This is a genomic window from Streptomyces sp. NPDC057694, from assembly GCF_042799415.1.
In the GTDB taxonomy this organism is placed as follows: domain Bacteria; phylum Actinomycetota; class Actinomycetes; order Streptomycetales; family Streptomycetaceae; genus Streptomyces.
In genome coordinates this window covers 153384-168998 of sequence record NZ_JBHVIX010000005.1, presented here as the reverse complement: position 1 = coordinate 168998, position 15615 = coordinate 153384, and the positions used below count along the sequence as shown (strand labels likewise).

General features: G+C 72.4%; 13 protein-coding genes. 7 read left to right on the top strand and 6 right to left on the bottom strand.

The features are described 5' to 3' along the window. Together ACFVDP_RS15085 and ACFVDP_RS15080 are read left to right on the top strand one after the other, a co-directional pair. Positions 1 to 612 carry an RNA polymerase sigma factor gene (locus ACFVDP_RS15085; protein ID WP_383488940.1) on the top strand — a complete coding sequence of 204 codons (612 nt, stop codon included), beginning with the start codon at positions 1 to 3 and terminating at the stop codon, positions 610 to 612. Beyond that, entirely contained in the window at positions 609 to 1547 is a 939-nt protein-coding gene (locus ACFVDP_RS15080) for a hypothetical protein (protein WP_383488937.1), read from the top strand. The genes ACFVDP_RS15085 and ACFVDP_RS15080 overlap by 4 nt, the downstream gene beginning before the upstream one ends. A gap of 64 nt (positions 1548 to 1611) precedes the next feature. Here the strand turns inward: ACFVDP_RS15080 and ACFVDP_RS15075 are convergent, their stop codons facing one another. The 3 genes from ACFVDP_RS15075 to ACFVDP_RS15065 form a co-directional block, all read right to left on the bottom strand. After that, positions 1612 to 3252, bottom strand: coding sequence for a cytochrome bc complex cytochrome b subunit (locus tag ACFVDP_RS15075; protein WP_383488934.1), 1641 nt, complete (start codon positions 3250 to 3252; stop codon positions 1612 to 1614). 66 nt (positions 3253 to 3318) lie between these two features. After that, positions 3319 to 3852 carry a DUF6886 family protein gene (locus ACFVDP_RS15070; protein ID WP_383488931.1) on the bottom strand — a complete coding sequence of 178 codons (534 nt, stop codon included), beginning with the start codon at positions 3850 to 3852 and terminating at the stop codon, positions 3319 to 3321. Continuing rightward, positions 3849 to 4538 (bottom strand): FadR/GntR family transcriptional regulator, encoded by a 690-nt coding sequence (locus tag ACFVDP_RS15065; RefSeq protein ID WP_383488928.1) that lies wholly within the window; start codon positions 4536 to 4538, stop codon positions 3849 to 3851. The genes ACFVDP_RS15070 and ACFVDP_RS15065 overlap by 4 nt, the downstream gene beginning before the upstream one ends. A 161-nt stretch (positions 4539 to 4699) precedes the next feature. Between ACFVDP_RS15065 and ACFVDP_RS15060 the strand changes: the two genes are divergently transcribed. The 3 genes from ACFVDP_RS15060 (at position 4700) to ACFVDP_RS15050 (ending at position 9973) form a co-directional block, all read left to right on the top strand. Beyond that, positions 4700 to 5935, top strand: a complete 1236-nt coding sequence (locus ACFVDP_RS15060) for a CynX/NimT family MFS transporter (protein WP_383488926.1) — start codon at positions 4700 to 4702, stop codon at positions 5933 to 5935. Between the two features lie 757 nt (positions 5936 to 6692). Next, on the top strand, positions 6693 to 7649 hold the full coding sequence (locus ACFVDP_RS15055) for a type VII secretion protein (RefSeq protein ID WP_383488923.1): 957 nt from the start codon (positions 6693 to 6695) through the stop codon (positions 7647 to 7649). A gap of 92 nt (positions 7650 to 7741) precedes the next feature. After that, entirely contained in the window at positions 7742 to 9973 is a 2232-nt protein-coding gene (locus ACFVDP_RS15050; protein WP_383488920.1) for a PQQ-binding-like beta-propeller repeat protein, read from the top strand. 39 nt (positions 9974 to 10012) lie between these two features. On the opposite strand, the gene ACFVDP_RS15045 is transcribed toward ACFVDP_RS15050, so the two are convergent. Then, entirely contained in the window at positions 10013 to 10555 is a 543-nt protein-coding gene (locus ACFVDP_RS15045) for a hypothetical protein (protein ID WP_383488917.1), read from the bottom strand. Between the two features lie 79 nt (positions 10556 to 10634). Then, entirely contained in the window at positions 10635 to 12173 is a 1539-nt protein-coding gene (locus tag ACFVDP_RS15040; protein WP_383488915.1) for a polysaccharide lyase family 1 protein, read from the bottom strand. Positions 12174 to 12556: 383 nt separating this feature from the next. On the opposite strand from ACFVDP_RS15040, the gene prcB reads away from it, so the two are divergent. Next, positions 12557 to 13384, top strand: a complete 828-nt coding sequence (prcB, locus tag ACFVDP_RS15035) for a proteasome subunit beta (RefSeq protein WP_383488912.1) — start codon at positions 12557 to 12559, stop codon at positions 13382 to 13384. Between the two features lie 84 nt (positions 13385 to 13468). Then, on the top strand, positions 13469 to 15259 hold the full coding sequence (locus ACFVDP_RS15030; protein WP_383488909.1) for an ABC transporter ATP-binding protein: 1791 nt from the start codon (positions 13469 to 13471) through the stop codon (positions 15257 to 15259). 9 nt (positions 15260 to 15268) lie between these two features. On the opposite strand, the gene ACFVDP_RS15025 is transcribed toward ACFVDP_RS15030, so the two are convergent. Further along, the gene (locus tag ACFVDP_RS15025; RefSeq protein WP_383488906.1) at positions 15269 to 15517 is read right to left on the bottom strand and encodes a hypothetical protein; all 249 of its coding nucleotides are present in this window, start codon (positions 15515 to 15517) and stop codon (positions 15269 to 15271) included. Positions 15518 to 15615 lie beyond the last annotated feature (98 nt).

The window sequence follows — 15615 nt, the reverse complement described above, 5'->3', positions numbered from 1 at the left end:
GTGTCCACGGAAGTGGAGAACGGGCAGGACGATGCCGCGCTGCTGGGCGCAGCGGCGCGGGACACGAGTGGGTTCGAGCACCTCGTGGAGCGCCATTCGGCGGCGCTCCACGGGTACTTCGCGCGCCGGGCGCCGCATGCGGCCGACGACCTGCTGGCCGAGACGTGGCTGCGGGCCTACACAGGCCGGCACGGCTACGACGCGGCACGCGGGTCGGCCAGGGCCTGGCTGTTCGGGGTCGCAAGGAACGTGCTGTCGGCGCACTGGCGCGGTGTCGCGCAGGAGTCGCGCGGCACGCCGGGCGAGGGGGCCCACGGCGATCCGTGGGAGGCGGTGGACGACCGTCTGGACGCCTCCGCGCTCGCGCCCGCACTGCGTCGTGTCATCACCGAACTGCCACCGGTGGAGCGCGAGTTGCTGCTCCTTGTGGCGTGGGAGCAGCTCACGCCGGCCGAGGCGGCGCAGGTGCTCGGGATACCCGCGGGTACCGCGCGCTCACGGCTGCACCGCGCCCGTGCCCGACTGCGGGAGAGCGGGGCGCTCGGCCCGGCCGCGCCCGCGGGCCGCGCCCCTCGACCCCAGCCCGTACGCCCGACAGGAGAACACGCATGAGCCGCACCGACGACCGTCACGAGGGCCCGGCCGAGGCGCTCACCCTCGACAGGGACGACGTACTGGACTTCGCGGGCGCCGACGACCTCGTCGCGGCGGGCCGGGTGACACCGCCCGGAGCGGAGGCGGTGCGGGCGGCGCGGCTCGCCGTGGCGCAGGCCGCACTGATGGACCGGCCCGATCTGCGGGACCTCGCCGCGCCGGTCGCCCCGAAGCCCGTACGCAGGCGCCGGCGGCTGCTGGTCGCGGCCGCCGCGGTGGCGGCGCTCGCCGTGGGCGGGGCGGTCTACCCCGTCGTCGGCCTCGGCGGCGATCCGGCCGCCAGCGCGTCGGCGGCGTCCTTCCTCACGTCCGTCGCCGACGTCGCGTCGGAGGGGACCGCGACGCAGGCCCCGTACTGGAAGGTCCACAAGGAGGTCGTCAACGAGGACGACGGGCAGCGCACCGACACCGTCTACTTCGACCGGGCGGGCCGGATCTGGTGGATGGAGCCGGACGGTTCGGTGACGAAGCAGGGGCCGAAGCTGAAGCGCTGGCCGGTGGGCAAGGACTTGCTGACGTGGCGTCAGCTGTCGTCGCTGCCCGCCGACGCGGACGCGCTGGCCGCCCGGCTCGGCGACGGCGCGTTCGCCCAGGCTTCGATCCTGCTGGAGGACGCGCCGGTGCGGCCCGCGGTGCGGGCCGCACTGTTCGAGATCCTCGCCGCGCAGGACGGCGTGCGGCTGGTCGGCACGGTCAAGGACAGCCAGGGCCGCTCGGGCACGGCGGTCGAATACACCACCGCGCCTTCGGAGTTCACCGGAAAGCGCAGCACGATCCGTCTCGTGATCGCGCCGGACTCCGGGAAGCTCCTGGAGTCCTCCAGCAGGACGGCGGGCCGCCCGGCCGAACGCGCCACCTTCCTGGAGGTGGGGCCCGCGAACCACTTCGACTGAGGGTCGGTTCCGGTGCGCCCCCGTCCGTTCCGTCCGGGCGGGGGCGCACCGGGATCAGTCGGGATCAGTCCACCCGCTCCGACTCGTGCCAGCCCGCGTGCAGGGCCCGGTACTCCTCGGCGGTGGCCTTCGGCACATAGGTTCCGGGTCCGTACATCGCTTTGGCGAGGCGGGCCCGGACCCGCTGGCGCACCGTGAACCTGCGCGCCACCCCGTTGCCGTCGACGCTCGGCCCCAACTCGTAGGCGGGGGGCTGCTCGTGGGCGTTCAGCGTGTACAGCTCGGCGCGGGTGAGCGGCTCGTGGACCTCGATGTACTCGCCGTGCGGCAGCCGCTTGACGATGCCGGACTCGCGGCCGTGCAGTGCCTTCTCGCGGTCGCGGATCTGCAGTCCGTTGCAGATCCGCCGGGTGATGACGAACGCGAGGACGGGCGCGACGAAGAAGCCGATCCGGACGGTCCAGGTGATGGCGTTGATGGACAGTCGCAGATGGGTCGCCACGATGTCGTTGCCGCCGCCGATCAGCAGCACCGCGTACAGCACCAGCCAGGCCACGCCGAGGCCGGTCCTGACCGGGTGGTTGCGCGGCCGCTGGCTGATGTGGTGCTCGCGCCGGTCGCCGGTGACCCAGGCCTCCAGGAACGGGTACACCGCGATCAGCATCATGATCAGCGGGAACAGCGAGAACGGGATGATCACGCCGAGGGCGAGGGTGTGGCCCCAGGCGTTGATCTCCCATCCCGGCATCACCCGGATCAGTCCCTCGGAGAAGCCCAGGTACCAGTCGGGCTGGGCGCCGGTGGTGACGAGGTCCGTGCGGTACGGCCCGAAGGCCCACACCGGGTTGATGGTGGCGACCGCGCCCATGAGCGCGAGGACGCCGAAGACGACGAAGAAGAAGCCGCCCGCCTTCGCCATGTAGATCGGCATGAAGGGAGCCCCGACGACGTTCTTCTCGCTGCGTCCGGGGCCCGCGAACTGGGTGTGCTTGTGGTAGAAGACCAGGATCAGATGGGCCGCGACCAGGCCCAGCATGATGCCCGGCAGCAGCAGGATGTGGACGGGGTAGAGCCGGGCGATGAAGTCGTCGCCGGGGAAGGCGCCGCCGAACAGGAAGTACGCCAGGTACGTTCCCACGACCGGCACCGACAGGATCGCGCCGTGCGCGAACTTCAGGCCGGTTCCGGAGAGCAGGTCGTCGGGCAGCGAGTAGCCGGTCAGGCCCGTGACGATGCCGAGCATCAGCAGGGTCCAGCCGAACAGCCAGTTGACCTCGCGCGGCTTGCGGAACGCGCCCGTGAAGAACACCCGCATCATGTGCGCGAGCATCGCGGCGACGAAGATGAGCGCGGCCCAGTGGTGGATCTGCCGGATCAGCAGGCCGCCCCGCACCTCCATGCTGATGTGCAGGGTCGAGGCGTACGCCTCGGAGACGAGGACGCCCTTGAGTGGTTCGTAGCTGCCGTTGTAGACGACCTCGGCGGCGGTGGGATGGAAGAAGAACGTCAGGTACGTGCCGGTGAGTATGAGGATGATGAAGCTGTACAGGCAGATCTCGCCGAACATGTAGGACCAGTGGTCGGGAAACACCTTCCGCATCTGGGACTTGGCCAGCTGATAGATGCCGAGCCGGCCGTCCGCCCAGTCCGCGAGCCGTTCACCGCTCTTCGGCGGTGGTTCCCGTCGCGCGCTGCTCTCGCTCATGCGACCCCCCTCAAGACCGTTGAGGCACAGCCAGAGTAGAGCCGGGCAGGGGGCCTTCGACAGTGGTCAGCGCGGGGTCGCGTTGTGCAGCCTGATACCGCTGAAACCCAGGGTGCTGGTGGTGACCGTGTCCCAGTATGTCCAGAGGTTGTTGACGAATCTGAGCTGGATGTCGGCTTCTTGATGGAGCGTCAGGAGGCAGCCGACGGGTTCGGCGGGTGCGAGCGGCAGCACGGTGTCCGTGGCGACCCAGGCGTGCGGCACGGGCTCGCCGAAGGGCGCGAATCGGTCGGCGGGCAGCCGGTAGGCGTAGAGGCGCGCGGTGCGCAGCCGCTCGGCCCAGCCGTACTCGATCACGTGCACCCGCTCCTCGGGTGCGGCCCCGAACACGGCGCGCCGGTCGGCCTCCGTGGTGCCTTCGGTGACCCAGGCCAGGGCGCGGGGGCACTGCCGCGGGAACCAGTAGGCGGGCGCCTGGCCGGCGTCGACCGCCCAGACGTAGGGCTCGGCCTGTCGCGCGGTGGCGGCGACGTGCGGGCGGAACTCGGTGATCGACGGATCCTCGGAGAAGTGCAGCACCTCGCCGGGCCCCGGCCTCATGTCCGCTCCCCCATCCGCTCCATGGCGGCCTCCACGGTCTGCGTGTGTGCCCAGGCGGCCTTGGTCGCGGCGTCCGGGTCGCGGCGGGCGATCGCGTCGGCGAGGTCCTCGTGGGCGCAGGCGCCGGGGAGTTCCGGGGTCCAGGTCGGGCGCAGCGAGGCGATGCTGTCGCGCACGGCTTCGACGAGGGATTCGTACAGCTCGGTCATCAACGGGTTGCCGCCGGCGGCGACGATGGCGCGGTGGAACTCCAGGTCGCTGTCGACGTAGGCGGCCGCGTCGCCGCCCTCCTGGGCGCGGCGCCGGGCGAGGAAGGCGGACAGGATGCGGGCCAGGTCGTCCTCGCCGCGGTGCACGGCGGCGGCCGGTGCCGCCTCCCGCTCGATGGCCAGACGCACCTGGAGTACGTGCTTCAACTCGGCCCGGCGCAGGCGTCGTTGGAGCGCGGCGTTGAGGTCGCTGGCCGCGCGTACGTACGTCCCGTCGCCGCGCCGGGCCGCCAGCAGACCGGTGTGGCACAGTGCGCGCACCGCCTCGCGCACGGTGTTGCGCCCCACTCCGAGCGTCTCGACGAGCTGCCCCTCGGCCGGGATGCGGTCGCCCACGGCCCATTCGCCGCTTTCGATGGCGCGCTCGATGCGGCCGATGGTCCGCTGGACCAGCGTCGGCTGTGCTGCTTCGGACAAGGTGGCGGCCTCTCTCGCGCTTTCCCGTGGTCGCAGGTTCTCACCTGACGCGCCTCAGCCAAATATCCCATATCTAGGACGGGCCCCGAGATCGCTTTGCCCCTGCTTTGGGCTCTTTGCCGCTTGTTGGCATCGAAACATGGGATGTTACGTTGGTGCGCATGCCGCAGACTGCCGATCAATCCAGTACCACCGCATCCGAGACCCGGGGCGCCGGGACCCCCGCACCGCCCGTCGCCGGTCTGCTCGCCGCGGGCATCCTGCTGATCGCCATGAACCTGCGGCCGGGCGTCGTCTCGGTCTCCCCCGAGCTGGACGCGATACGCGACTCCACGGGCCTGAGCGGATCCATGGCGGGCCTGCTCACCACGCTGCCGATCCTGTGCTTCGGGCTGCTCGCCCCGTTCGCCGCGAAGCTCTCCCGCCGGATCGGTATGACCCGGGCGCTCGGCGCGATGATGCTGCTGCTCACGGCGGGCATCGCGCTGCGGCTCGCCCCCGGGCTGCCCGCCCTGTTCGCCGGAACGGCCCTGATCGGCGCGGCGATCTCCCTCTCCAACGTCCTGGTGCCGAGCATCATCAAGCGCCACTTCCACCGGCACACCGGCCTGATGATGGGGCTCTACTCGGTGGCCCTGTTCTGCGGCGCCGCCCTCGCCGCCGGGGTCACGGTGCCGCTGGGCGACGCGCTCGGGCTCGGCTGGCGCGGCGCGATCGGCGTCTGGGCCGTCCTCTCCGCCCTCGCCCTGCTGGTGTGGGTGCCACAGCTGCGCCGCCCCGACCTCCCGACCGTGACGTCGGCCACGGAGTCCGCGCCCCGGACGCCCCTGCGGCGTTCGCCACTGGCCTGGCAGATCACGCTCGCCATGGGGCTGCAGTCCCTCCAGTACTACGCGTGCGCGGCCTGGATCCCCGCGATGCTCACCAGCGAGGGGATGTCCAGCACCGAGGCGGGCTGGATGCTGTCCCTGATGAGCCTCGTCGGGATCGTCGGCTCCCTCGTCTTCACCGCGCTCGTCGGCCGGTTGCGCAACCAGGTCCCGTTCGCCCTCATCGGCACCCTCCTCTTCCTCGGCTCCCTCATCGGCCTGATCGTGGCGCCCGTCGGCGGCGCGTACGCCTGGATGCTGATGCAGGGCTTCGGCTCGGGCCTGCTGATCAGCACGGCACTCGCGGTGATCGTGCTGCGCTCCCCCGACGCCACGCGCGCCGCGGAGATGTCCGGCATGGCGCAGGGGGTCGGCTATCTGCTCGCCGCCGCGGGGCCGTTCCTGCTGGGCGCGCTGCACGACGCGACGGGCGGCTGGACGGTGCCGCTGGCGCTGCTCGCGGTGCTGTGCGTGCCGATGGGCATCGCCGGTGTGGGCGCGGGACGGGTCCGCCTGCTCGACGCCTGACCGCCGGTACGGGGGGCTTTGCCACTGCGATCACCGGGCGGGGGATAGGATTTGCGGCCAGTGTTCCACAGGGGCCGTGCGCGAGCAGGTGTGGCCGGTGAGGCTCGATTTCGGGGGTGCGCCGATGGAGTTCGACGTGAGGACCGGTCCCGTGGGGCCCGCCCGGCCCCTGCGGCAGGACATCGCGGGTCATGAGCCCGGTGCCGCCGTGACGCCGGTGGAGGGGTCCGCCCCGGGCGGCGCCCCGGCGCCGGCCACCGCCAAGGTCCCGCTCCCGGTCCGCCACCCGGACGCGTCCCGCGCCCACCCGGGCCGCCGCAGGCCCGCCGCGGCCGCGCGCCCGAAGACCGCCGAGACACCGGCGCCGGCGCCGACTCCCGCACCGGAGACCGGCGACGCGCCCGCTGGCCCGTTCGACGCGGCACCGGAACCGGAACCGCCCAGCCCTTTCGACGCGCCGCCCGCGCGCGCTGATGCCGCGTCACCAGCCGGGCAGGCACGTCCGGATACGGGCACGACCGCGATCCCGGCACCGGCACCAGCAGTCCCGGCTGACGCAGTCCCCACGCCCGTACCGGCGGACGCAGTCCCCACGCCCGTACCGGCGCCCGTACCGGCGCCCGCCCCCACGCCCATACCTCCGCCCGCCGACACCGCTGCCCTCCCTTCCCCTCCCCCTCTCAATCCCCCGCCTCCCGCGCAGCCCCCGGCGCCCGTGCCCTCGCCGAGCGCGGTGCCTCCGAGTGCGGTGCCCGTGGTGCGTCCGCGCACGGCCGCTCCGGCGATCCCCTTCCCGGCGCCCGAGTCCGTGCCGACCGTCGATCCGCGGCTGACGCAGGCCGTCGGGCGGCCCGTGCACGGGGACTCGGTGGCGCGGCGGACCGGGCAGTCGATCCGGCGGCTCGCCGCGGCGAAGGCACAGCCGCGCGGCGCGGAGGCGCGCCTGACACGGGAGTTGCAGGTACCGGTCGGCTCGGGGCGGGTCGTCGCCGTGACGTCGATCCGGGGCGGTGTCGGCAAGACGACGACGGCCGCGCTGGTCGCGAGGACGCTGCAACGCGTACGGCAGGATCCGGTGCTCGCCCTGGAGGCGGACGCCGCGCTCGGCACGCTGGCCGTGCGGCTCGGCGCGCCGACCGTGCGCTGGTCCATCACCGAGCTGGCGCAGATCCTGACGCCGTCGATGCATCTGCTCGACATCACCGGGTATCTGGTGCCGCTGCCGGACGGCGGCTGGCTGCTGCCCGCGAGCCAGGGCCGGGTCGGGCCGCCGCTGGACATCCCCACGTACCGCACGGTCACGCTGAGCCTGCGCCGGCACTTCGCGGTGACGGTCGCGGACTGCGAGACGCTGCCGGGCGAGGTGGCGCGGACCGCGATGGACACCGCGCACGCCCGCATCGTCGTCGCGCCGATGACGGTCGAGGGCGTCGGCGGCACCCGCGTGGTGCTGGACTGGCTGTCCGGACTGCCGCACTCCGCGCTGTCCTCCACGGTCGTGGCCCTGACCTCGGGCACCCCCGACCAGAACCTCGATCTCAGCACCGCCATGGGCCACCTGCGCGAGACCGGCGTCGGGGTGGTCCACCTCCCCTACGACCGGCATCTCGCCGCGGGCGGTCCGATCCGCGAGGAACTGCTCTCCTCGGCGACCCACCGGGCGGCCGCACAGCTCGCCGCGGAGGCGCTCCAGCGGGCGGTACGGGCCCGATGACCGGCCCCCGGCCGCTGCCCCCGCGGAGCCGGTGAAAGCCGTCGCCTAGGCTGGGTCCGCACGGATCACGGGCGAGCGAGAGGACCAGCGGGGTGCCACTGAGCAGGGAGGATCCGCAGGCGATCGGCGACTACACGCTGGTCGACCGGATCGGCTCGGGCGGCATGGGGGTCGTCTACACGGCCACGTCCCCGACGGGCCGGCGGGTCGCGCTCAAGGTGGTGCACCAGCAGTTCGCGGACGACGAGGAGTTCCGGGGCCGCTTCCGTCAGGAGGTGGCCGCCGCGCGCCGGGTCAGCGGGGCGTTCACCGCGGCCGTGGTCGACGCGGACCCCGACGCCGTACGCCCCTGGATGGCGACCGCGTTCATCGAGGGGCCCACGCTCGCCGACCGGGTCCGTTCCCAAGGTGCTTTGTACGGGCGGGAGCTGCGGGATCTGGCGGTGGGTCTGGTGGAGGCGCTGCGGGACATCCATCGCGCCGGGCTCGTCCACCGTGACCTGAAGCCGGCCAACATCGTGCTGTCGCAGGACGGGCCGCGCGTCATCGACTTCGGCATCTCGCGCGCCGCCGACAACCAGACCCTGACGATGACGGGCCGGGTGCTCGGCACCCCGCCGTTCATGTCGCCGGAGCAGGTGCGCAGCCCGCGTGCGGCGGGCCCGGCGTCCGATGTCTTCTCGCTGGCGGCGGTGCTGGTGTTCGCGGCGACGGGGCGCGGCCCCTTCGACGGCGACAGCCCGTATCTGACCGCGTATCAGGTCGTGCACGAGCAGCCGGATCTGACGGGGGTCCCGGGCGCCCTGCGAGCCGCCGTCGAACCGTGCCTGGCCAAGGAGGAGACCGACCGGGCCTCCCTCGACAGCCTCCTGACGGAGCTGCTCCGCCTGCCCACGACCGGGTCCGCGCCGCTCCTGCCCGCGTCCGGATCCGCGGCGGCGGCCGACACCACCAGGACGTCCGACAACCCGTCGCCCGCTCCGGCTCCGGCTCCGGCTCCACCCACCAAGGCGTTCCCCAGCGCGACGTCCACGACGACGTCCGGCACCGCGTCGCCAGCCCGTCGCCGCCGCACGCTGCTCGGCTTGGTCGGCGGCGCGCTCGGGCTGGCCGTGGTGGTCGGCGGCGGTGCCGTGCTGCTGCACGCTCCCGAAGCCGCGTCGGGCAGCTCAGGCGCCGGGCCGTCCGCGTCCGCCTCGTCCGCCGCGCTGCCCGCCGGCTGGCACGCCTGGCAGACGGTGCTCGGCACCACCAGGGGCGGCGCGCACGCGGACGCCCAGGGCTGCGCGGTCCACGGACAGGAGCTGTACTGCGTCGACGGCAAGCACGCCGTCGCGCGCGTCGACGCCGCCGACGGGTCGGTGGCCTGGCGGACCGGCATCCCGCAGGACGTGATCCGGCCGCTCGGCGTCACCGACCGCACCGTGGTCACCCTGGAGAAGACCCCGGCCGGCGGTTTCGTCGTCGTGGGCCGCGCCCTCGACGACGGCGGGATCGTCTGGCAGCAGGGCATGGCGAGCGACCGCCGGTTCGCGGCGATGAGCGACGGCACCGTCTTCGCCGTCCGGCCCGACGACGGGCGGATCGTGGCGCTGCGGGCCACGGACGGCCAGGAGATGTGGCGGGCCGACCGGCCGGGCGGCTGCGACCTGGACGCGTACGAAGGCACGCTGTACGGCACGTGCGAGACCGGCGACGGGCCCCACAAGGTCCTGCGGTTCCGGCCCGACGACGGCGCGGTGCGGCAGCTCGCCTCCACACCCGACAGGATCCGGCCGATCGGGGTGGCCGACGGCGACATCGTGGCACTCGGCACCGGCGAGGCCGACGGCTCCGGCCGGGCGGACCCCGGCGCGTACACCCGTCTCGTCCGCATCGACACGACGACCGGCTCGCCGACCACGACACCGATCACCGGCCTCGGTCCGAGCGCGGACGCCACCCCTCATCTCGTGGGCGGCATCGTCTACTTCCTGCGGAACACCGGCAAGGTCGACGCCGTCGACGCGCTCACCGGCCGCCGCCTGTGGTCCCGCACCGGCGGCGCGGAGAGCCTCGGAGTCGCCGCGGCGCCCGTGCTGAACGCGCGGCGGGACGAGGCCTACTTCCTGTCCGCCGCCGACCGGCTGACCGCCGTCGAGCCGCGCACCGGCCTCGTCAAGTGGCGCGGCCCGGACCGCCCCGCGCCCAAGGCGGCCGGGGGCATGCGCTCGGCGCCGTCCCTGACCCTGGTCGACGACGCCCTGATCGTGGCCGCGCACGGCCGACTGCTGTCCGTGTCCCCCACGGCGCCTTCGGCGAAGGCGCACACCAACTCGCTGTAGGGGATGCGCCGGGGGCTCAACAGGGGGTGCGTCGGGAGCTCAACACCCCTGCGCCGTCGGCTCGATGGTCACCTTCGACCGCTGGTCGGCGATGCGCACGTCGCTGTACTCGGAGTGCGGCACCCGGAACCAGACGTCGTCCTTGCCGGACGTGACCTGCGCGCCGCGCACGTCGTCGAGCCGTACGCACCAGCGCTCGCGGCGCACGACGCTGGTGTGCTTCTCGGTGCCGCGGCGCACCTTGTGGCAGTCGCGGTCGGTCTCCGTGGTGTACCAGGTCTTGGTGCGGCCCTTGCTGCGCTTGGTGTGCTTGACCCGGTGGGTGTCGGTGTCGCACTTCTTGACGTAGTGCGGCCGGGTGGAGGTGGAGGTCTTCCGGGTGACGTGGCGTTCGATGTCGCGGACGCCCGTGACCTTCGTGCTCTTCGCCTTGCGGGGCGTCGTGTCCTGGTCGACCGTGACGCTGCCCGTCTTGCCGCTTCCCGAGGACGAGGCCGCCTTGCCGTTGTCACCGCCGCCGCACGCGGTGAGCGTGACGACGAGCGCCAGGGTGAGTCCGGCCAGTGCGGGGCGCCGCTTCACGGACGTAGCTCCTCTTGCTGTACATGTCAGGTCCGCGGAAGCGTATCCGATCATGGGCGGCGGCCCCGCACCAGGTCTGTCAGGCGTACGTCTCGAACTCGGCGACCTTCGGGGTCCCGGTGGCGCCGGTGATCTCGAAGGTGAGCTTCTTCAGGGCGGTGGCCGTGAAGGAGATCGTGCCCGCGCCGCTGCCGGTCTTCAGGACGGCCCCGGTGTCACCGTTGAGCAGCCGCCAGGAGCCGATGGCACCGGTGGCTCCGGCCGCCTCGCGGATCCGGGCGGAGGACACGGTGGTGGCCGAGCCCCACTTGACGGAGACCGCGCCGGTCGTGCCGGACGGCGACCAGTAGGTGTTCAGGTCCCCGTCCCGTACGTTGCCGTAGCTGGTGCCGGAGGCCTTGCTGGTGCCGTCGGCGCCCGCCGCGAGACTGAGGTTGGTGCCGGCGGGCTCGGTGGGCTCGGACGTGGTCGGGCTCGCCGTCGGGGTGGTGGTCGGGTCCGGGCTCTGCGGGGAGCAGTTGCCGTCCGACACCTTGAGGCCGGTGTCCGCGCCGGCCGTCCGCGTCACCACGTCCGGCACGCAGTTCGCGGCGTCGAGGGAGTACGCGTACGGGATGGAGACCGTGGTGTTGGACACCGGGTCCGGCCCGGCGGGGTTGGTGTCCTCGCCGGGCGACGACCAGGTCACGTTGTCGAAGATGTTGCCGCTGACCTGCCAGTATCCGGCCAGGTCGGTGTAGAAGGTGCCGAGGACGTCCTTGGAGTCCTTGAAGTAGTTGTTGTCGACCTTGGCCTTGGCGCCGACGCGGGAGTTGATGCCCGACTCGTTCAGGCTCACGTAGTAGTTGTTGTACATGTGGGCCGTGCCGCCGCGCAGCAGCGGTGCGCGCGAGTCGAGGTTCTCGTACAGGTTGTGGTGGAACGTGACGAAGCTGCTCTCGATGGCGCTGTCGCTGGAGTTGATCAGGCCGCCGCGGCCCGAGTTGCGCAGCGTGCTGTACGACAGGGTGACGTAGCGGGTGTTGGCCTTCAGGTCGAAGAGCCCGTCGTAGCCGTCCGACTCGCCGCCGGAGGCGAGGAGGTCCACGTGGTCGACCCAGACGTTGTGGACGTCGCTCTCCATGCCGATGGCGTCGCCGCCGTTGGAGGTGGGGCTGCCGGACTTCTTGACGTTCTGGACGGTCACGTTCTGGATGATGATGTTGCTGGACTCCCGTACATGGATGCCCAGTTGGTCGAAGACGGCGCCGCTGCCGACGCCGACGAGGGTGACGTTGCTGATCTGCTTCAGCTCGATCACGCCGGCGGCGGTGTTGCAGCTGTCGCCGGACACCTTGGCGGTGTTGGCGTGGTTGATGGTGCCTTCGACCTCGATGGTGATCGGGGTGTCGCTCGCGGCCCGGTTGCACAGGGCCTCGTGGATCTGGGTGCCGGTGGTGGCCTTCACCGTCGTGCCGCCGGCGCCGCCGGTGGTGCCGCCGTTCTGGGTGGCGTACCCGGAGGCGCTGCCGGCCGCGGCCGCCGATGCCGAGGGCATCGACAGGACCGCCCCGGTGGCGGCGGCCACGCCCATGGCCGCCGCCGCTGCGTAGATTCTCCGTGCGACTCGTCGTCTCATGCTGGTGTCCCTGTTCCTTCTCGGATTCCGGATGGTGCTCCTGGGTGCCGGGTCGGCACCGCGGGGGGTGTGGAGCAGCTGTGCCGGATCCGGAAGCGGCGGAGCGCTTCCACGGGACGGATCGTCACAGAAAACAAAGCGCGGAGAAAGCGCTTTCTGGCGTGGACAATAGGGGGCCCTCGCGGCGCCCGCAAGGGACATGACACACGGCGGTGAAATCCAACTCGCCTGATGCGCGCGTTACTTGGCGGCCGGAACTGTGCTCATCGGCCCGGAACGTCACGATGGCGCGAAAGCGCGTTCCGCCCGGCCGGTTGCGGGACAGATAGCCGTACGGGGCGGCGGCCCGCCCCGGCCGAGGATCCGAGAGAAGGCGAGCACCCATGACCGAACCCACGCCCGGTCTGCCGTCCGCGTTCCTGGACAGCAGCACCTCGTCGTTCACCCGCTTCGTCGAACGTGTCGCCCCGCACACCCTGCCGTGGAACCGCGGCACCGGTCCGGTGCGCGACGTGCCGCACGGCACCACCGTGCTCGCGCTGACCTTCGACGGCGGTGTCCTGATGGCAGGTGACCGGCGGGCCACCATGGGCAACGTCATCGCGCAGCGCGACCTGGAGAAGATCGGCCGGGCGGACGACCACACGGCGGTGGCGTTCGCCGGGACGGTGGGGCTCGCGAAGGAACTCGTCCGCCTGTACCAGCTGGAGCTCGCGCACTACGAGAAGCTGGAGCGCCGCCCGCTCACCCTCAACGGCAAGGCGCAGCGGCTGGCCGCGATGGTCCGCGACCACCTCGCGGAGGCGATGCAGGGCCTCGCCGTGATCCCGCTGCTCGCCGGGTACGACACGGCGCGGGGCGTGGGCCGCCTCTTCAGCTTCGATGTCACCGGCGGCCCGTACGAGGCGGTCGGCTTCCACTCGGACGGGTCCGGATCGCCTTATGCGCGCGGGGCGTTGAAGAAGCTGTACCGGCCGGGCCTGTCCGCGGCGGACGCCACGACGGTGGCGGTGCAGGCGCTGTACGACGCGGCCGACGACGACTCGGCGACCGGCGGTCCCGACCTGGCCCGACACATCTATCCGTCGGTCGCGCTGATCACCCGGGACGGCTACCGGCAGGTGCCGGAGGCGGAGGTGCGCGCCGTGGCCGCGTCGGTGGTGGCGGCCCGGTCGTCGGCGCCGGAGGGGCCGACGGCACCGCTGCTCTGAGCCGGCGCCATCCGCCCGGCACCCGTAACCCCACGGAAGCGATGGGGGGTTGAAGCACGGGACCGAACGGGGTGAGATCATCCCATGCAGCAACCGCTTTCTACGCATCCGCCGGCCCCCGACTTCGACCACCTCGACCACCGCTACCGCGGCGAGAACCCGATCCGCACCCTCGGGCACCTCTTCCGCCCCGACCGTGGCCGGCTCCTCGGCGCGGCCGGTCTGTTCGTCGTCAAGCACAGTCCGATCTGGCTGCTCCCGATGATCACCGCGGTGGTCCTGGACGTGGTGGTGCAGCACGGGCCGCAGGACCGGCTGTGGCAGGCCACCGGGGTGCTCATGTTCATCCTGGTGATCAACTATCCGCTGCACCAGTGGTACGTGCGGCTGCTGGCCGGCAGCATCCGCCGGATGGGCACCACGCTGCGCTCGGCCCTGTGCCGCCGGATGCAGCAACTGGACATCGGCTATCACTCCCGGGTCAGCTCCAGCGTCCTCCAGGCCAAGGTGGTCCGGGACGTCGAGTCGGTGGAGCAGATGGTGCAGCAGAGCGCCGACATGGGCCTGGGCGCCGTGGTCACGCTCGTCGGCGGCCTGGTGGTCATCGGGGTGCGGGTGCCCGCGTTCCTGCCGGTGTTCCTGATCGTCGTCCCGGTGGCGGGTCTGCTCGTGATGCGGCTGCGGATGCGGATGCGCACCCACAACGAGGAGTTCCGCCGCGAGGTGGAGCAACTCTCCTCGAAGGTCGGCGAGATGACCACGCTGATCCCCATCACCCGCGCACACGGCCTGGAGCGCACGGCGCTGGGCCGGGTCGACGGCTCGCTGCGCCAGGTGTTCGCCGCGGGCGTGCGGCTCGACACCGTCAACGGCCGCTTCAACTCGGCGGCCTGGGTGCTGCTCAACATCCTCGGGGTGGCCTGTCTGACGGGTTCGGCGCTGGTGGCGTACCACGGCTGGCTGCCGGTGTCGCCCGGTGACGTGGTGATGCTGAGCTCGTTCTTCACGATCCTCACGGGTTCGGTGACGACCCTGCTGGGCCTGGCTCCCGTGATCAGCAAGGGACTTGAGTCGGTGCGCTCGGCGGGCGAGGTGCTCCAGGCGCCGGACCTGGAGCGCAACGCGGGCAAGGCGGCCGTGGAGCGGGTCACCGGCCGGATCGACTTCGACGGGGTGGGGTTCGCCTACGAGGACAAGCCGGACGAGCCCGCCGTCGCCGGATTCACGCTCGCCGCGCGGCCCGGCGAGACAATCGCTCTGGTCGGCGCGTCCGGCGCGGGCAAGTCGACGGTGCTGAATCTGCTCATCGGGTTCATCCGGCCGACGTCGGGCCGGATCCTGCTCGACGGTACGGACATGGCGGGCCTGGACCTGCGCAGTTACCGGCGTTTCCTGTCGGTGGTCCCGCAGGAGTCGATCCTGTTCGAGGGCAGCATCCGCGACAACGTCACGTACGGTCTCGGCGACACCGACGAGGAGACGCTGCTCGCGGCGCTGCGCGACGCGAACGCGCTGGAGTTCGTGGGGCGGCTGCCGCACGGTCTGGACACGGTCGTCGGCGAGCGCGGGGCGCGGCTGTCCGGCGGACAGCGGCAGCGTCTGGCCATCGCGCGGGCGCTGATCCGCGATCCGCGTGTGCTGGTCCTCGACGAGGCGACGTCGGCGCTCGACAACCGATCCGAGGCGCTGGTCCAGGAGGCGCTGGCCCGTCTGGTGCACGGCCGCACCGTGTTCGTGGTCGCGCACCGGCTCTCCACGATCCGGGGCGCCGACCGCATCGTGGTGATGGAGGGCGGCCGGATCGCGGAGACCGGCACCCACGCCGAACTCCTGGCCAGAGGCGGGGTGTACGCCGGGCTCCAGCCGGCCGCCTGAGGGTTCCCGTCAGGGCGCGTACGTCCCCGCTCGCGCGGCGGCGACGACCGCGGCACCGTCGGCCGGGTCGAACCAGTCGCCGACGGTGTCGCGCACGTGCCCGCGGAAGACCTGCACCAGGCGCATCTCGTCGTAGCCGCGCCCGAAGTCCAGCATCAGTCGGCGCCTCTCGGCGAACACCCCCTCGCCTAAGGCGACTTCGTCCAGGGCGAAGGGAAGGACCGACGTCGTGGCCGCCGCGCGCGGGGGGGCGGCCACGCGGCCCAGGGAGAAAACGAACGTCGCCGCGCCGAAGGCGACAGGGCCCCAAAAAGGTCTCTTTGTTGGGACGGACGCCACGGAAAACCCCTCCTCCC